The sequence below is a fragment of the uncultured Treponema sp. genome (assembly GCF_934725225.1).
Lineage (GTDB): Bacteria > Spirochaetota > Spirochaetia > Treponematales > Treponemataceae > Treponema_D.
The window spans coordinates 106,130-121,445 of record NZ_CAKVAM010000005.1 but is presented as its reverse complement, the minus strand read 5'-3'; the positions used below and the strand labels follow the sequence as shown (position 1 = coordinate 121,445).

The 15,316-nt window shown below is 38.8% G+C and carries 20 protein-coding genes and 1 tRNA gene; 13 read left to right on the top strand and 8 right to left on the bottom strand.

From position 1 onward, the window contains the following. Position 1: 1 nt before the first annotated feature. Positions 2–382 carry a chorismate mutase gene (gene aroH / locus Q0H92_RS08965; protein ID WP_296013980.1) on the bottom strand — a complete coding sequence of 127 codons (381 nt, stop codon included), beginning with the start codon at positions 380–382 and terminating at the stop codon, positions 2–4. A gap of 17 nt (positions 383–399) precedes the next feature. Further along, positions 400–1,230 (bottom strand): hypothetical protein, encoded by an 831-nt coding sequence (locus tag Q0H92_RS08960; RefSeq protein WP_296013977.1) that lies wholly within the window; start codon positions 1,228–1,230, stop codon positions 400–402. Between the two features lie 75 nt (positions 1,231–1,305). Here Q0H92_RS08960 and Q0H92_RS08955 point away from each other — a divergent pair, with 75 nt between their 5' ends. After that, entirely contained in the window at positions 1,306–1,662 is a 357-nt protein-coding gene (locus tag Q0H92_RS08955; RefSeq protein ID WP_296013974.1) for a hypothetical protein, read from the top strand. Here Q0H92_RS08955 and Q0H92_RS08950 read toward each other — a convergent pair. Next, entirely contained in the window at positions 1,659–2,345 is a 687-nt protein-coding gene (locus Q0H92_RS08950) for a thiamine diphosphokinase (RefSeq protein ID WP_296013971.1), read from the bottom strand. The genes Q0H92_RS08955 and Q0H92_RS08950 overlap by 4 nt on opposite strands. Before the next feature lie 40 nt (positions 2,346–2,385). Here Q0H92_RS08950 and Q0H92_RS08945 point away from each other — a divergent pair, with 40 nt between their 5' ends. Beyond that, complete coding sequence (locus Q0H92_RS08945) at positions 2,386–3,789, top strand: HD domain-containing protein (RefSeq protein ID WP_296013967.1); 1,404 nt, start codon at positions 2,386–2,388, stop codon at positions 3,787–3,789. Positions 3,790–3,793: 4 nt separating this feature from the next. Here Q0H92_RS08945 and rnc read toward each other — a convergent pair whose 3' ends face one another. The 4 genes from rnc to coaD all read right to left on the bottom strand — a co-directional run bounded on the left by rnc (position 3,794) and on the right by coaD (position 5,774). Beyond that, a complete protein-coding gene (gene rnc, locus Q0H92_RS08940) occupies positions 3,794–4,540 on the bottom strand; it encodes a ribonuclease III (protein WP_296013963.1) in 747 nt (248 codons plus the stop codon). A gap of 148 nt (positions 4,541–4,688) precedes the next feature. Further along, complete coding sequence (acpP, locus tag Q0H92_RS08935; protein ID WP_013701409.1) at positions 4,689–4,925, bottom strand: acyl carrier protein; 237 nt, start codon at positions 4,923–4,925, stop codon at positions 4,689–4,691. Positions 4,926–4,939: 14 nt separating this feature from the next. Continuing rightward, positions 4,940–5,128, bottom strand: a complete 189-nt coding sequence (rpmF, locus tag Q0H92_RS08930) for a 50S ribosomal protein L32 (protein WP_013701408.1) — start codon at positions 5,126–5,128, stop codon at positions 4,940–4,942. A gap of 148 nt (positions 5,129–5,276) precedes the next feature. Next, positions 5,277–5,774 (bottom strand): pantetheine-phosphate adenylyltransferase, encoded by a 498-nt coding sequence (coaD, locus tag Q0H92_RS08925; RefSeq protein WP_296013959.1) that lies wholly within the window; start codon positions 5,772–5,774, stop codon positions 5,277–5,279. Between the two features lie 155 nt (positions 5,775–5,929). Between coaD and Q0H92_RS08920 the strand changes: the two genes are divergently transcribed. The 3 genes from Q0H92_RS08920 to Q0H92_RS08910 all read left to right on the top strand — a co-directional run bounded on the left by Q0H92_RS08920 (position 5,930) and on the right by Q0H92_RS08910 (position 8,125). Continuing rightward, the gene (locus tag Q0H92_RS08920; RefSeq protein WP_296013956.1) at positions 5,930–6,604 is read left to right on the top strand and encodes a hypothetical protein; all 675 of its coding nucleotides are present in this window, start codon (positions 5,930–5,932) and stop codon (positions 6,602–6,604) included. Between the two features lie 99 nt (positions 6,605–6,703). After that, positions 6,704–7,306: a hypothetical protein gene (locus Q0H92_RS08915; RefSeq protein ID WP_296013953.1), complete on the top strand. Its 603-nt coding sequence runs from the start codon at positions 6,704–6,706 to the stop codon at positions 7,304–7,306. A gap of 69 nt (positions 7,307–7,375) precedes the next feature. Then, positions 7,376–8,125 (top strand): HEAT repeat domain-containing protein, encoded by a 750-nt coding sequence (locus tag Q0H92_RS08910; protein ID WP_296013949.1) that lies wholly within the window; start codon positions 7,376–7,378, stop codon positions 8,123–8,125. A 151-nt stretch (positions 8,126–8,276) separates the two neighbouring features. On the opposite strand, the gene Q0H92_RS08905 is transcribed toward Q0H92_RS08910, so the two are convergent. Further along, positions 8,277–8,350, bottom strand: a tRNA-Arg gene (locus tag Q0H92_RS08905). A 55-nt stretch (positions 8,351–8,405) separates the two neighbouring features. On the opposite strand from Q0H92_RS08905, the gene Q0H92_RS08900 reads away from it, so the two are divergent. The 8 genes from Q0H92_RS08900 (at position 8,406) to Q0H92_RS08865 (ending at position 15,307) form a co-directional block, all read left to right on the top strand. Further along, positions 8,406–8,996, top strand: coding sequence for a Maf family protein (locus tag Q0H92_RS08900; protein ID WP_296013944.1), 591 nt, complete (start codon positions 8,406–8,408; stop codon positions 8,994–8,996). A gap of 135 nt (positions 8,997–9,131) precedes the next feature. After that, positions 9,132–9,998: a 30S ribosomal protein S2 gene (rpsB, locus tag Q0H92_RS08895; RefSeq protein WP_296013941.1), complete on the top strand. Its 867-nt coding sequence runs from the start codon at positions 9,132–9,134 to the stop codon at positions 9,996–9,998. A 19-nt stretch (positions 9,999–10,017) separates the two neighbouring features. Next, positions 10,018–10,854 (top strand): translation elongation factor Ts, encoded by an 837-nt coding sequence (tsf, locus tag Q0H92_RS08890; RefSeq protein WP_296013937.1) that lies wholly within the window; start codon positions 10,018–10,020, stop codon positions 10,852–10,854. Between the two features lie 92 nt (positions 10,855–10,946). Beyond that, positions 10,947–11,486: a ribosome recycling factor gene (frr, locus tag Q0H92_RS08885; protein ID WP_296013931.1), complete on the top strand. Its 540-nt coding sequence runs from the start codon at positions 10,947–10,949 to the stop codon at positions 11,484–11,486. Positions 11,487–11,491: 5 nt separating this feature from the next. Next, positions 11,492–12,205, top strand: coding sequence for a polyprenyl diphosphate synthase (gene uppS / locus Q0H92_RS08880; protein ID WP_296013928.1), 714 nt, complete (start codon positions 11,492–11,494; stop codon positions 12,203–12,205). Continuing rightward, positions 12,202–13,083, top strand: coding sequence for a phosphatidate cytidylyltransferase (locus Q0H92_RS08875; RefSeq protein WP_296013925.1), 882 nt, complete (start codon positions 12,202–12,204; stop codon positions 13,081–13,083). Before uppS ends, Q0H92_RS08875 begins: the two co-directional genes overlap by 4 nt. Continuing rightward, a complete protein-coding gene (gene dxr / locus Q0H92_RS08870; protein WP_296013924.1) occupies positions 13,083–14,198 on the top strand; it encodes a 1-deoxy-D-xylulose-5-phosphate reductoisomerase in 1,116 nt (371 codons plus the stop codon). The genes Q0H92_RS08875 and dxr overlap by 1 nt, the downstream gene beginning before the upstream one ends. Continuing rightward, positions 14,195–15,307 (top strand): M50 family metallopeptidase, encoded by a 1,113-nt coding sequence (locus Q0H92_RS08865; RefSeq protein WP_296013921.1) that lies wholly within the window; start codon positions 14,195–14,197, stop codon positions 15,305–15,307. Before dxr ends, Q0H92_RS08865 begins: the two co-directional genes overlap by 4 nt. Positions 15,308–15,316 lie beyond the last annotated feature (9 nt).

Below are 15,316 nucleotides of genomic sequence, written 5' to 3'. Positions count from 1 at the left end.
TTTATTTTCCTTTTGAAAAATCAGGCCGAAGTTTTTCCGCACCATTAATGTAAACATGGACAGGATTTTTTTCAGCAGGAAGATAAGCTGTAACTAGAACTCTTACAACGCGAGGCAACATTCCGTCTATAGAAGCTTCCTGAGAAACAAAAAGCGCAAGCAAAGACGTATCGATTCCAACATCGCATTTTCTAAGCGCAGCAGCGGCATTCATGCAGTGCAAATCCTGCGTCATTGTAAAATGAACAGAAACAATATCATCAGGCTGCAAATTGTTTTCTTTAAAAATCAGGCGACACATTTCACCGACATTTTCTGTTATTGACTCTGGAGTATTTTCAGCGCAAACAGCACCACGAATTCCAAAAATTCTTTTTTCCATTTTTATCCTCAAAATTTTTAGCGCATTGATTTTACAGCATTTATAATCTGGGCAGCATCTCCAGTTTTAAACATTTCCTCAAGCTGCGGAAATTTCTGAAGCATTGAGCCAAGTTTTTCAAGCTGCGCCAAAGTTCTGTCCTGCTCAACAAAAAATTCCGCCTGAGCCTCAGCTTTTTGCGCCATTTTTGAATTCAAAAGATCAAGGTAAGACGCGTAGTTTTCCTTTGCAAGATTGTAAAGCTCAACATCTGGAATTTTTGAATCAAGAAGCTCAACTGACGAAATTAAAATTCCGTCAAACTCGGAAGCTTTTTTTTCAATTACTTCCTGAATTTCTTTTTGGCTTAAAGCGGAAGGTTTTACCAAGGTCGAAGTTGAAACAAGATATTCTGCGACAAGAGAAGCCGCAAGTTTTGCCTTCGCATCGTAAAATCCTTTTAAATCTTCATTTGAAGTTATTTTATTTTCGGAAACCAGCTTGTAAATTCCTTCAGGCGAAAGGCTCATCGAAACTGAAATTTCAACATTATACGAAAAGTCAACTTTTTTATCAGAAAAGCGGGAACTATAAAACGCCGCGCTCGGAAGTTCTCCTGAAACAGACTGATTTGCCTTGTAAACTGAAAGGTCAAAAATCTCCAGCGAAACATTTGTTGGAAGAAGCCGCTCCCATCTCCAAGTGAAAACTCCGGGAACAACCGCAGAATTATACAAGCCGCCAGTTTTTGATTTCATTATAGCGCAAGTTCCAGGGCGCACATAAAACTGAATCCATCCAATAAAAAAAACTACCGCTGAAAAAATCAGCAAAACTATTAAATTAGCAAAAAACTTCTTTACTTTCATTTTGCCCCACTCGATAAATTATGCTTTTTTTATTATACTGCTTTGTAGAAATATTTTAAAGCAAATTCACAGAAAATGGATTCCTTAAATAGATTAAAAAAAATCAACCGTTCTTTTCTCTTTAAACTCACAGGACGCACTTCTCTTTTTTTATTTCTGTTTTCTGTCTTTCTTATCGTTCTTTACGTGAGCGGCTCTTACCAAGGATTTCTTGACAGCACACTGAATTTTATTTTGACTTCATGCTCTGCGGCAATTTTAGCACTTTTTGTTTTTTCCGCAGCCGGAATTCTTCAAAGTGTTATTCTTTTTTTTATTTCAAAAAGAAAATCGTACTGGATTTATTTTTTTGTATATATATTTTCGTGCGTTTTTTCCGCGGGGATTTTTTTTCTCGCAAGAACAATTTCAATTATTGCAAAAGGAATTTAAATTTTCACTTCGCAATGATACGGAGCAAAAATCAAAAAAGAGCCTTTTGAAGCAAAAAGTTTCGCCGGATTTTTATGCAAAAAATTTTCTTTTGAAATTCTATTTGAAACGCTTGCCATTCCTTTTTTTCTAAAGCAGTTCCATTCAAAACCTTCCGCTTCAACAAAAGAATTGTCAAAATTATTTGTAAGGCGCGAAACTGAAATTCTGTCTTCAAGCTGCAAATTAAAAACTTCCGCAGATTTTTTTTCAGCAAGAAAATAAACTGCCTGATTCACACAAAGCCAAACGTCGGCATGAAAATCTTCAGAAAAAGAATCGTAAATTGAAATAAGATGATCAAGGCAGCCGCCATTTCCGCCCACAAGAACAACCGATGCAGTTTTGCAAATTTCCCTCGCAGTAGAAAGCGCAAGTTCCGTGTCGGTAAAATCCTTATCGCCAGGAAAAACTTCCCGCTTTGCATTTTTATATTTTTCAAGCAAAGAAAAATTTTTCAAACTGTCCATGTCGCCAAGAATCAAATCCGGCGAAAAATCTTCACCAAAAAATTCCGCATACAAATCCAAAGTTTCAAGCCCAGAATCAGCGGCAATAATGTAGTCGGGCTTGCATTTTTCAAAAAAAGGCTTTGCAGTTTCTGGAGACGGAGATTCTCCTCCAGTAAAAATAAAAATGCTCATAGATAGAAATTCCGTTTAAAATTTGATATTGTATGTTACCATGTTTTCATCAAAAAGTGTAAAAATTCCAGAAAAACTAATCAAAGTCAGCAAAATTTTTTCAGACAACGGATTCAAGTCTTATCTTGTTGGCGGAGCTGTCCGCGATATGCTGATGGGAAAAACTTGCCACGACTACGACATTGCGACAAACGCGACTCCAGAGCAAGTAATGAAAATTTTCAGAAATGTAATCCCGACTGGAATTGCGCACGGAACTGTAACAATTCACATTTTCGGACTTGAGCTTGAAACAACAACTTTCAGAACAGAAACAGAATATTCAGACGGAAGGCATCCGGACAAAGTAAAATACGCAGACACAATCGAAGAAGATCTTTCACGGCGCGACTTTACAATGAACGCAATTGCCGCGGAACTTTCAACAGGAAAAATCACAGATCCGTTTGACGGACAAAAAGACATTCAAAGAAAAATAATCAGGACAGTCGGAAATCCATTAGAGCGATTTTCAGAAGACGGACTTCGGCCTGTAAGAGCAATAAGATTTTCAGGGCAGCTCGGATTTAAAATTGAAGAAAAAACATTTGGCGCAATTTCAAAAGAAGAAATTCTAAAAAAAGTCGAAGGAATTTCCACGGAAAGATTCCGCGATGAATTCTGTAAAATTCTTCAGACAGAAAAACCTAGCGTTGGGTTAAAACTACTGGAGCAGACAGGAATACTAAAAATATTTATTCCGCAGTTTTCCATTTGCAGAAATTGTCTTCAGCAGGACGAAAGAGGCTTCCACGAATTCGATGTTGCAGATCATATTTTATATGCTTGCGATGGCTGTCCAAAAGAAAACCTCACAGTCCGGCTTGCCGCTTTTTATCACGACATAGGAAAGCCGGAATCCAAAACAATCGAAACTGTCAACGGAAAAGAAAGAATTCATTTTCACGGGCATGAGCAGATTTCAGCGGAAAAAGCAAAAGCTTCAATGGCTTCACTAAAATTTTCAAATGACGAAATAAAAAAAGTGAGCCACCTTGTAAAAGAGCACATGTTTCACTATGAAAGCAACTGGACAGATTCGGCAGTGCGCAGATTCATAATCAGAGTTGGCGCGGAAAATCTTGACGACCTTTTTCTTTTGCGGCTTGCGGATATTTACGGAATGCACAGAGTTCCGCTTCAACAAAACAGTCCGTCCTGGAATCTTCTTGTTGAATTGAAAAAGCGGATTGAAAAACTTCTAAACGAAAATTCCGCTCTAAGCCTGAAAGATTTAAAAGTAAACGGAAAAGACTTAATGGCAGAAGGAATTCCAAGCGGAAAAATAATGGGAAAAATTTTAAACGAGCTTTTTGAAACTGTAACAGATTCTCCAGAAATGAATGACAAAGAAAAACTGACAAGCCTCGCAAAAAAACTGTTCAGCGAAAAATATTCCGTTTAAAATTCTATTCAATTCCAAGAGCCTTGCAAGCAACTCCAGCCGCAGCCTGCTCCGCTGACTTTTTATTTTTTCCGCTAGCAGGTCCGTAAACAACATTTCCAAGCTTTACAGAAACATAAAAAATTCTGTCATGGTCGGGACCAGTTGTCTTTACAAGCGAATAAGAAGGACAAGCGTTTGTTTTCTTCTGATAAAATTCCTGAAGCAAAGTTTTATAATCCTTGCTTCCGTGATCGCTTTGAACTTTTCTTATTTCAGGAATAATCAGCTCAAGAACAAGCTTTTCCGCGCTTTCATATCCAGAATCAATATACAAAGCGCCGATAACAGCTTCAACCGCATCAGCCAGAATCGCCTTTTTTGATCTTCCGCCTGAAAGCTCCTCGCCTTTTCCAAGCACAAGATATTTGTCAATGTGCATTTTTTCAACAGCAATCGGCGCAAGAGACTGCTCGCTTACAACATTCGCCTTTATTTTTGCAAGATCGCCTTCTTTGTTCTGCGACATATCGTTATACAAAAATGCAGCCGTCGCAAGCCCAAGCACGCTGTCCCCAAGAAATTCAAGACGCTCATTATTATATCTTTTGTAAGAAGAATTTTCGTTTGAATAAGACCTGTGATGAAACGCCAAATCCAACAAAGAATAATTTTTAAAATGAAGCTTTAAATGCCGGCAAAATTCATCAAGCTCCTTTTTTCTTTCTTTTGTTAAATTTTTCTCTGGATAAAAAAGATTTTTAAAACCCATTGTATAATCCGAACAAAATTGCAAAACGCACAGAAACAAGCCAAACAAAACAACTTGAATCCGCTGATTTTACATTTTGCATAAAACGAAAATAAACAAAAAAAGCACAGCCATCAGACTGTGCCTTGCTAAAACTGAAAATCAGAAATTACTGCTGCTGAGACTTGATGTAGTCGTAAGCATCTTTTACAGTTTCAAATTCATTAGCCTTGTCATCAGGAATAGAAACACCCATTTCCTCTTCAATAGCATAAACAAGCTCATAAGTGTCAAGGCTGTCTGCTCCAAGGTCGCCACGGAAAGATGCATCCATTGTAACTTTTGACTCATCAATTCCGAGTTTTTCAGCGATAAGCTTCTGAATCTTTACAAACAATTCGTCCATTTTAGTCTCCTGATTTAGCCATTAACTTCTGGAGTAAGAACCTGACGGCCCTTGTAGAAACCGCATTTCTTGCATACGTGGTGTGGAAGAACTAAGTTTCCGCAGTTTCCGCATGCTACAAGATTCGGTGTGTCAAGATGCATATTAACGCCACGTCTTCTCTTGGTTACAGCTTTTGAAGTTTTCGATCTAGGTACTGCCATAATATATCCTCGCTATAATTTTTAGTCGTCTGTATAACGGTTTTTGATATTACTACAGATTCCTATTTCTTGTCAAGAATTATACTTGCATTATGAAGCATTTGTCAATGAATTTCGTCATCTTTTTATGACATTTTGACGATTTTTGTTATTTTGAAACAGAATTCTGCTCAAAAAACTTCTTTTTCATCTCAATTTCAACAATTTTTGGAACCATTGTGCTTATATCGCCGCCAAAACGGGCAACTTCCTTTATGCTGCTTGAGCGCACAAGAAAATATTTCTGCGCAGTCGGAATCAAAAGAGTTTCAACATCGCTGTTCAAGTGCTTGTTCATAAGGGAAAGGTCAAATTCATGCGAAAAATCCATGGCATTCCGCACTCCCCTAATCAGCACATTCGCGCCGGATTTCCTGCAGTAGTCGGCAACAAGTGTATTCCATATATGCACGGTAACATTTTTGTAGTTTTCTGTAAGCTTTATAAGCAAGTCGTAGCGTTCCTTGTCAGAAAAAAGGCACTTTTTGTCAGGATTTACAGAAATCAAGACATCAATCTTGTCAAAAAGACGGCTCGCTCTTTCTATTATATTCAAATGTCCGTAAGTCGGAGGATCAAAAGACCCCGGAAAAACAGCTGTAGTCATGCGAATATTCTAGCAGATTTCAGTTTTTTTAACAATGAAAACAAAATCAACTAAATGCTGAAATTTTTTTCCAACATATCTTGCAATAAAATTATAATCGTGATATATAACATACATTATAAAACAAAACTATTAAAGTTAGTTAGGAGATTTCTATGAAAAAATTTACAACATTTTTGGCAGCACTTGCATTGGGGTTTTCTGTTTCAGCAAAAACTTGGACAAACTACGCTGGATTCGGCTGGAGACTACCGACATCAACAACTGTAAAAGCAGACGAAGACGGAATGGACGACATCAAATTCAAGAACCAGACAGGGCTTTCAATTGACTACGCAGGAACACACGAAAGCGGATTTTCTGTGCGCGGAATTTTTGACATCAATTATTCAAGTTCAAATCTTAAAATTTCAGCTGAAGAAGATGATGATGAACTGAACGGATTGAACGGACTTTTTCTTATCGGTGCTGGATACGCGCCAATTTGCACAGACAAGATGTTTCTTGGACTATACGGTGTTCTTGGAGCAGATGTAACTGTGCTTTTCCGCGAATATACTAAATCTTCTTATTACTATGAATCAGAATCCAAATACAGCATGACACATGCGGCCTCTGTTCTTGGAGCAAACGCAACATTTGTTTATACTCCTGCAAAGCATTTTTCAGTTTTTGCTTCACTGTGCGCAAACTATATGTTCCCTGCAAAAGTAGAAGCTGAAATAACACAAAAAGTAAATGGCACAAAAATTTTTGATAGTGATGAAAAATTTGACTACAAAGGTGCTTTTAAATTTGTTCCTACAGTAGGAATCTGCTGGAAGTTCTAATTTTCTGCGCAAAAGGGTGTCTGCAGCAATGCAAGCGCCCTTAACTTTTAACATTTCTTTTAATTGACCAAACAAGACAAAGATATTAAAATTGTTCCCATGGAAAAATTCTTTACAAAACTAAGCTTAATTTCAGTATTTGCATTTTTATCCTGCGCCTCTGCCCCTGTAGAAAATACTCCGCAGATAGAAGAGCAGCCAGCCAAACCAGTGGTAATAGAAGAACCAGAGCCAGTTCCAATTCAGGAAATTGAAGAAGAGCCTGTTGTCATTGAAAAGGCAGACGACGAGTACACAAGGTCAACATCGGCGGTTTCTGTTTCAAAGGAAGTTTTCAACGAAGACAAGTCAAGAATTCTCAATATAATCAAAGACCTTGACACTTACATGAAAAACATGGATTACCGCGGCTGGATTTCATATCTTGATGCGGACAGCTTGAACTATTGGTCAAAAAGGCAGAACCTTCAGAAAGCGGCGAACAGGCTACCAAAAAAAGGTCTGCGCCTAAATACAATCGAAGATTATTTCAAATTTGTCTTTATTCCCGCAAGAGCCGGACACACAGTTGACGAAATCCGCTACGAAACAAAGTCGCTTGTAAAAGCTGTTCAAGTTCAGAACAACACAGACGTAGTTTACTACAACTTCCATAAAGTCAACGACCAGTGGAAAGTTGTGCTTCCAAAGAACCCAGACTAAGTTACATTTTTCTTGCTTTTTTGCGAAATATATTCTAAACTTGAAAAGATTCCATAAGGAGGAATAGTTATGAAAGTATCAAAGCTGATTGCAAGCGCCTGTTGTATTTTTATTTTTCAGGCAGTTTTTGCACAGGAACAGCAGAATGAAAAAGACCAGACTTCAAGAAACGAAACGACTGTAGAAGATGAATACTTAAGCAGCGTACAAGATGTAATAATTGGAGAACTTGCCGCTTCTGATGAATATGACAATAAGAATGTAGCTTTGCAGTATTTGGAAGAAGCTATTGGAGAGGGAAGAAGCTCTCCAGAGATGACAGCAGCTCTTTCCAGCCTTGCAGGTGAAGGAATAAAAAAACAGTCGCGCACAAACGGCCGCATAATGAACAACTTCCCGGACATCCGCGCAAAAGCCTGCGATCTTCTTGGACAAATTCCTACAGTTGAATCAAAGAATACGCTTATTTCAATTGCCACAGAAGACAAAGAGCCTATGGTTGTTACAGCAGCTATCCGCTCGTTGGGAAATATCGGCATGAACGACAATGATGACGTTGTAAGCATGATTGAATTTGTGCATAAACGATATGCCGCTCTCAATCCTACAAGTTCGCTTGCTCTCGAAGTTCTTAACGCTTACGAAAAGCTTGCTCCTACAGTTCAGAATAAAAATGAAATGATTCAGTCAATTACTTCAATTGGAACAAACTACAAATATGTAAGACCTGTAAGAGAAAAGGCATTGAATCTTTTAAAGTCAATTCGGGGAAGCAATAATTCAAACAACAATAACAACAATAATAAAGAGGAAAAATAAAAGACTGCGGGCGTTTTTTCGCCTGCAAGTTTTACAAAAGCGGCTGAAATATTCAAACCACAGTCGCTTCAAAAACTCTTAATTTTCTATTCGGATTCTTTTACACAATCAGTCTTATTTTTGAAAGGAATTTACATTTTAGAAAAGTAACTGAGAGATACGGGATTCGAACCCACAACCTTCGGCTCCGGAGGCCGACGCTCTATCCAGTTGAGCTAATCTCCCGAAAAGCATGAATAGATTATATTTTTGCTTTTAAAATGTCAACTGAAAAAACATTATGGAACCAATAATATTAGCTTCATCCTCTCCTAGGCGGCAAGAGATTTTAAAATTCCTAAACATTCCTTTTGTTGTAAATCCTGCGGATATTGACGAGACAATTCCTGCCGATATAAAGCCAGAGGAAGCCGCGGAATTTTTAGCAGCAAGAAAAATCGATGCGGTTGCAAGAAAGATTCCGGCGGAAAATGAAATCGGCTGGATTTTGGCAGCAGACACAATAATTCTCTACAAAAATAAAATTTTCGGCAAACCAAAAAATCAGGACGAGGCAAGAGAATTCCTAAATTCACTGAAAGGAACAACACACAAAGCAATCACAGGAATCGCTCTTTTTAACGGAACTGCCCACTACATGACCACAAGAACAAGCATAAACAAAGTAACTTTCGCCGAAATGTCGGAAGCCGAAATTGAATCTTATCTTGAAACAAGCGAATGGCACGGAGCGGCTGGAGCATACAGGATTCAGGGAAAAGCCTCGTGCTTTATAAAAAAAATCGAAGGAACTGAAAGCTCGGTTATGGGCTTGCCTATTTTCGAGCTATATGATATGCTTAAAGAGCAAAATTATAAGTTTACAGTTTGATAAACGATTTTGCCGGACATTTTTTCGCAAAGAAATCATGTTACGAAATCATCCGGGCTGATTAATCAGCTACGAGAAACAAAGCCGGTGGAAAATTTTCAGCATTAAGGAAATTTTCCGGTGAAGGAGTTAATCATGGCAGTTGTAACCATGAAAAGTCTTCTTGAGTCTGGAGTTCATTTCGGACATCAAGTAAAACGCTGGGATCCACGTATGAAGAAGTACATCTTCGCAGAACGCAATGGAATCCACATTATCGACCTGCAGAAAACAATCACTGCAATCAAAGACAGCTATGATGTTGTACGCAAAGTTGCATCATCAGGAAAATCAGTTCTTTTCGTAGGAACAAAAAAACAGGCTCAGCAGGCTATTGCAAAAGAAGCAGAACGCTGCGGAATGTACTATGTAAACAACCGCTGGCTTGGTGGAACACTCACAAACTTTACAACAATCAAAAAATCACTTCTCCGTCTTAAGAAAATTGAAAAAATGGAAGTTGACGGAACTTTCGATAAGCTCACAAAGAAAGAAGTCGCCGCATACATGAAAGAGAAAGAGACTCTCACAAAGAACTACGGCGGAATGAAAGACATGAAGGAGCTTCCTGGTGCAGTATTTATCATTGACACACACAAAGAACAGATTGCTGTTGCAGAAGCACGCCGCATGGGAATTCCTATCATTGCTATTGTTGATACAAACTGCAATCCAGAAGGAATCAACTACCCTATTCCTGGCAATGATGACGCAATCCGCGCAATCAGCCTCTTTACTTCTATTATTGCAAACGCTGTAATCGAAGCAGACAATGAGCAGGGACTTAAAATCATCGACACTCTTGGAGACGAAGACGACGTTACAACAGACGCAACAACCAAGAAAGAAGATGAAGAAATTGTTGACTATTCAAACTACACTCCTACAGAGCCAAAAGAAGAAGACACAGAAGCTGACAAAAGAGAAAGCGAGCTTTTGGACGAGGACAATTACACAAAATAAAAATATCTCGGAGTAGAAAATGGCAGATATTACAGCCGCTATGGTAAAAGACTTGCGCGAAACAACAGGCGCAGGAATGATGGACTGCAAAAAAGCTCTTGTTGATACGAACGGAGACTTTGACGCAGCAGTAAAACTCTTAAAAGAAAAAGGACTTGCCGCAGTTGCAAAACGCGCAGAACGCGCAACTTCTGAAGGACGCATTTTCATCCGTCAGAACGGAAACAAAGTTGCTGTTGTTGAGCTTGTATGCGAAACTGACTTTGTTGCAAAGAATGCAGAATTTATTGCTTGCGGTGAAAAAATCCTTGATGAAATTTTCGCAAAGGGATACACAGAAATCAACAAAGAGCTTTCTGATGTTCTTTTGGACTTTGCAACACGCACACGCGAAAATATGTCTTTGTCAAAGATTCAGGTTATCGATGTTCCTGAAAACTCAGTTGCAGGAATTTACATCCACTCTGACTTCAAGACTGCCGCTGTTACAGTTATCAAAGGTTCTACAGACGAAAAAGTAAAGGAATTTGCACGCGACTGCTGTATGCACCTTGCTGCATTTACTCCTGCTTACAACAAACCGGAAGATGTTCCAGCTGAATACATCAATGAGCAGAAAGAAATTTTTGCAAAACAGATGGAAGACGATCCAAAAATGGCCTCAAAGCCACAGAATGTAAAGGACGGAATTCTTCAGGGCAAAATCAACAAGCACCTTGCTGAAATCTGCTTTGTTGACCAGATGTTTGTAAAAGACGACAAAAAGTCTGTAAAAGCAAAACTTGATGAAGTTGGAAAATCAGTGGGCGCAACCCTTGAATTTGCCAGCATAAATCTTTTGCTCTTAGGAAAATAAAATATTGCGGCAGGCATTTTCAAAGCGAAGTGCTTGCCGTAGTTCTTTTTTATCAACTAAAAAAAATACAGACTTAATTATTTGGAGAAATTATGGCAGACAACGAAAGCCGAATGGAAAAAACGGTTAATTCACTGAAAGAAGAATACAAATCAATCAGAACAGGAAGAGCCAGCGCAGCAATTTTTGACAAAGTACGTGTTGACTACTACGGAACACCTACTCCGCTGAATCAAGTTGGAAACATTTCAATTCCAGAAGCCCGCACAATTGTAATTTCTCCTTTTGACAAGTCAATTATGGGCGACATTGAAAAAGCTATCCAGAAAGCAGAGCTTGGACTAAACCCAAACAATGACGGAAAGGTAATCCGCATTGCAATTCCGCCTCTTACAGCAGACAGAAGAAAAGAGCTTGTAAAGCAGGCAAAAGCTACAGCGGAAAACTACCGCACAACAATCAGAAATATCCGCCGCGACGGAAATGAAGATTTGAAAAAGCAGCAGAAAGCAGGCGAACTTACAGAAGATCAGCTCAAGACTGAAACTGAAAAACTTCAGAAGCTCACTGATAAATATATTGAAGAAATCAACAGAATTTACGAAGCCAAAGAAAAGGAAATAATGGAATAAATTCCATGTCTGATTTATTCAACAAAGACGCATTGCCGGTTCACGTAGGAATAATTATGGACGGCAATGGTCGCTGGGCAAAAAAACGGAACCTACTCAGAACAAACGGCCACACAGAAGGCTTAAAAAGAGCAAAAGAAATTGCAAAGGCGGCTTCTGACATCGGCTTGAAATTCCTTACATTTTATGTTTTTTCAACAGAAAACTGGAAACGCACAGAACAGGAAGTTGGATTTTTGATGAATCTCATACATTCCTACCTTTTAAAGGAATTCGATTTCTGCAAATACAACAATGTTAGAGTCCGTATGCTCGGCGACAAGTCAAGATTGCCGGAAAATGTAAGAAAAGACATTGACCAAATCGAAAAAGATACAGAAAATCTTACAGGACTTACAATTTGCCTTGCAATAAACTATGGCGGACGGGACGAAATTATCCGCGGCGTAAAAAAACTTATTGCGGAAAGAAAAACTGAATCTGATATTTCAGAAGAATCTATTTCAAAAAGCTTTGATGTTCCAGAGCTTCCTGATGTAGATTTGCTTATAAGAACTGGCGGAGAAAAACGACTGAGCAATTTTCTGATGTGGCACTCGGCTTATGCGGAGCTGCTTTTTTCAGATACGCTTTGGCCTGATTATTATAAGGAAGAATTTTTCAAAGACATAGGAGAGTTTCAAAAAAGAACTAGAAGATTTGGAGCTGTTCCAGTATGAATAAAGTTGCTTCCCGTTTGTTGATTTTTTTTATAGGAATTCCTATTGTAATTGCCTTCATAGTCGCGCCTTTTTGCAATCACATTTTGCTTCATATTTTGGTTTGTGTGATTTCTGCATTGGGAGCATCGGAACTTTACGATATTTTTTCTGCAAAATACAAGCTTCTGAATAAAAAACTTATTATAACGGAAAGCATTTTCATTCCGATTGTGGCGGCTCTTTACGCTATTTTGCCGTCTTTGGGAATCAGCTTTTATTCCGGGCAGGAAATTATAACTTTCGCGTATATCGTAACAATTTTAATTTCATTTACAGTCGAAGTTTTTTCCCAAAAAGAATTTGAAGAATCAAACGCGCGGCTCGCCTCCTCTATTTTTATAATAACATACACAGGATTTTTACTTACATTTATTTCAAGAATGACAACTTGGACTCTTGACGGAAAAAACATAACAGTTCCAGTTGTTTGCGTCTTTATCCTAATGGTTTTTATGTGCGACAGCATAGCCTGGTTTTTGGGCGTTTTATTCGGAAAAGGCAACCGCGGAATTGTAAAAGCAAGTCCAAACAAAAGCTGCATTGGCTTCCTAGGCGGATTTATTGGTTCTGTCGGAGCTGGAATTTTGGGCTATTACTTGTGGCCGCAAATTTTTTCAGGCTCAGTTCTTAAGATTGTCTTTACAGGACTTTGCATGGCGCTTTCTTCAATTGTCGGCGACTTGACAGAATCTGTATTCAAACGCTCATCTGGAATAAAAGATTCAGGCAAAATAATTCCTGGGCGCGGAGGAATTTTGGATTCAATTGACTCCATCGTTGTTTCCGCTCCTATTTTCTACCTTTTAGTTTCAATTTTATTCGGACCGTTCAACTGATGAAAAAAAGAATTCTTGTTTTAGGCTGCACCGGCTCAATCGGAAGCCAGACTCTTGACATTGCACGCAAAATGAGCGGCAGTTTTGAAGTATGCGGAATTTCAGCTGGGAAAAATGAAGAAAAAGTAAAAGAATTATGCCGCGAATTCAACTGCAAAGGAACTGTTTTTTCAAAAGACGGAATCGAAGGTCTTGAAAAGCTCATAAAAGAAAGCAAAGCCGACATCGCGGTAAACGGAATCGCAGGAGCTGCCGGGCTCAAGCCTTCAGTTCTTGTTTTGGAAAATGGAATCGACTTGGCTCTTGCAAACAAAGAAACTGTTGTAATGGCGTGGAATCTTGTAAAGGAAACTGCCAAAAAAAACGGAGCAAAAATAATTCCAGTAGACAGCGAGCATTCGGCAATCTTCAACTTAGTGCAGAAAATCGGCTCGGAAAATATAAGCGAAATCGTAATAACTGCAAGCGGCGGACCGTTCAGAAATCTTTCAGATGAAGAGCTTAAAACCGTTTCAATTGAAGACGCATTAAAGCATCCGACTTGGTCAATGGGATCAAAAATCACAATCGACAGCGCAAGTCTTGCAAACAAAGGCCTTGAAGTCATTGAAGCTTGCAGACTTTTTGATTTTCCGCCTGAAAAAGTAAGCGTAGTTGTTCATCCGCAGAGCTTGATTCATTCGCTTGTAAGAACAAAAGACGGAATGTTGTATGCGCAAATTTCAAATCCCGATATGCGCCATCCAATATTCGGTGCTTTAGTCTGGCCAGAAATTTCAGAAAATTATCTTGAAAAATTTGATCTTGCCTCTTGCAAAGAGATGACATTTTCCGCACCAAGATTTGACTCGTTTCCGCTTTTAAAGACGGCGTTCAGTTGCGCAAAAAAAGGCGCAGGCTACACAATCGCATTCAACGCCGCAAACGAAATTGCAGTTCAGGCTTTTCTTGAAAAAAAATGCGGCTTCACTGACATTGCAAAAATTGTAATCAACACACTTGAGCTTGACTGGAGCGCACAGCCAGCTTCGATTGAAGAAATTTTCAGCATTGATAAAAAAGTCCGCCTTGAAGCAGAACGTCAGCTTGGTTTGCTGGCAGGAGGAATCCGTTGACATTTGTCTTGGGAATTCTAGGGCTTGGCTTTCTTGTATTTTTCCATGAATTAGGGCATTTTATAGCCGCAAGAATTTTCGGAGTAAAAGTTGAAGCCTTTTCAATTGGAATGGGACCTGTTTTACTTCATCACACTTGGAAAGAAACGGACTACAGAATTTCACTTATTCCTTTTGGCGGATACTGCGCAATGAAAGGCGAAAAGGATTTCCAAGATGCAATGGAAAAAAATCTCAAGGAAATTCAAGGTGAAAAAGATTCGTTTTATGGCATTAATCCTTTAAAAAGGCTCGCAATAGCATTTGCAGGTCCGTTCGCAAATTTTTTGTTCGGATTTCTTGCGTTTTTTACAATTGCAATTATCGGCTACACGTACTACAGCGCAGGCACAAAAGTTTCCATGGCAGACGAAATTTACCCGGAACTTTCCTCTCCTGCCCACAATGCCGGAATGGAAAGCGGAGACAAAATTTTAAGCCTGAACGGAACAGCCGTAAATGACTTCAGCGAAATCGCAGCCTTTATTTCAACTCATCCAGACGAAAACATAAAAATTGAAGTTGAACGTGAAGGTGAAATTCTTTTCTTTGAAGTGAAAACTGAACTGGACAAAGAAACTGGAGCTGGAAAACTCGGAATTGTTTCAGACCCGGAATCAGTTGTTGCGCATGAATATCCGAAGCACGGATTTTTCGGCGCATGCAAAGAAGGATTCACCCAAAGCGCAAAAATTATCGCATTGACTGGAAAAAGCATAAAAATTTTATTCAAAGGCGTAAATCTTACAAATGCAGTTTCTGGGCCGGTAAGAATTACTTCGATTTTGGGAACAACCGTAAAGCACGGATTTGCAGCAGGATTCAAAGAAGGCGTAGTTTCAACATTGGAATTTCTTGCGCTTATAAGCATTTCACTTTTTTTAACAAACCTGCTTCCTATTCCAGTTTTGGACGGCGGACTGATTCTTTTTGCGCTAATAGAATTTTTGGCACGCAAGAAAATGAATCCAAAAGTTTTGTACTATATTCAGTTTGTCGGAATATTTTTTATAGCTTTTCTTTTTATATTTGCCATGACAGGCGACATAATTTATTTCCTAAAAAAATAGAGGTTTTCC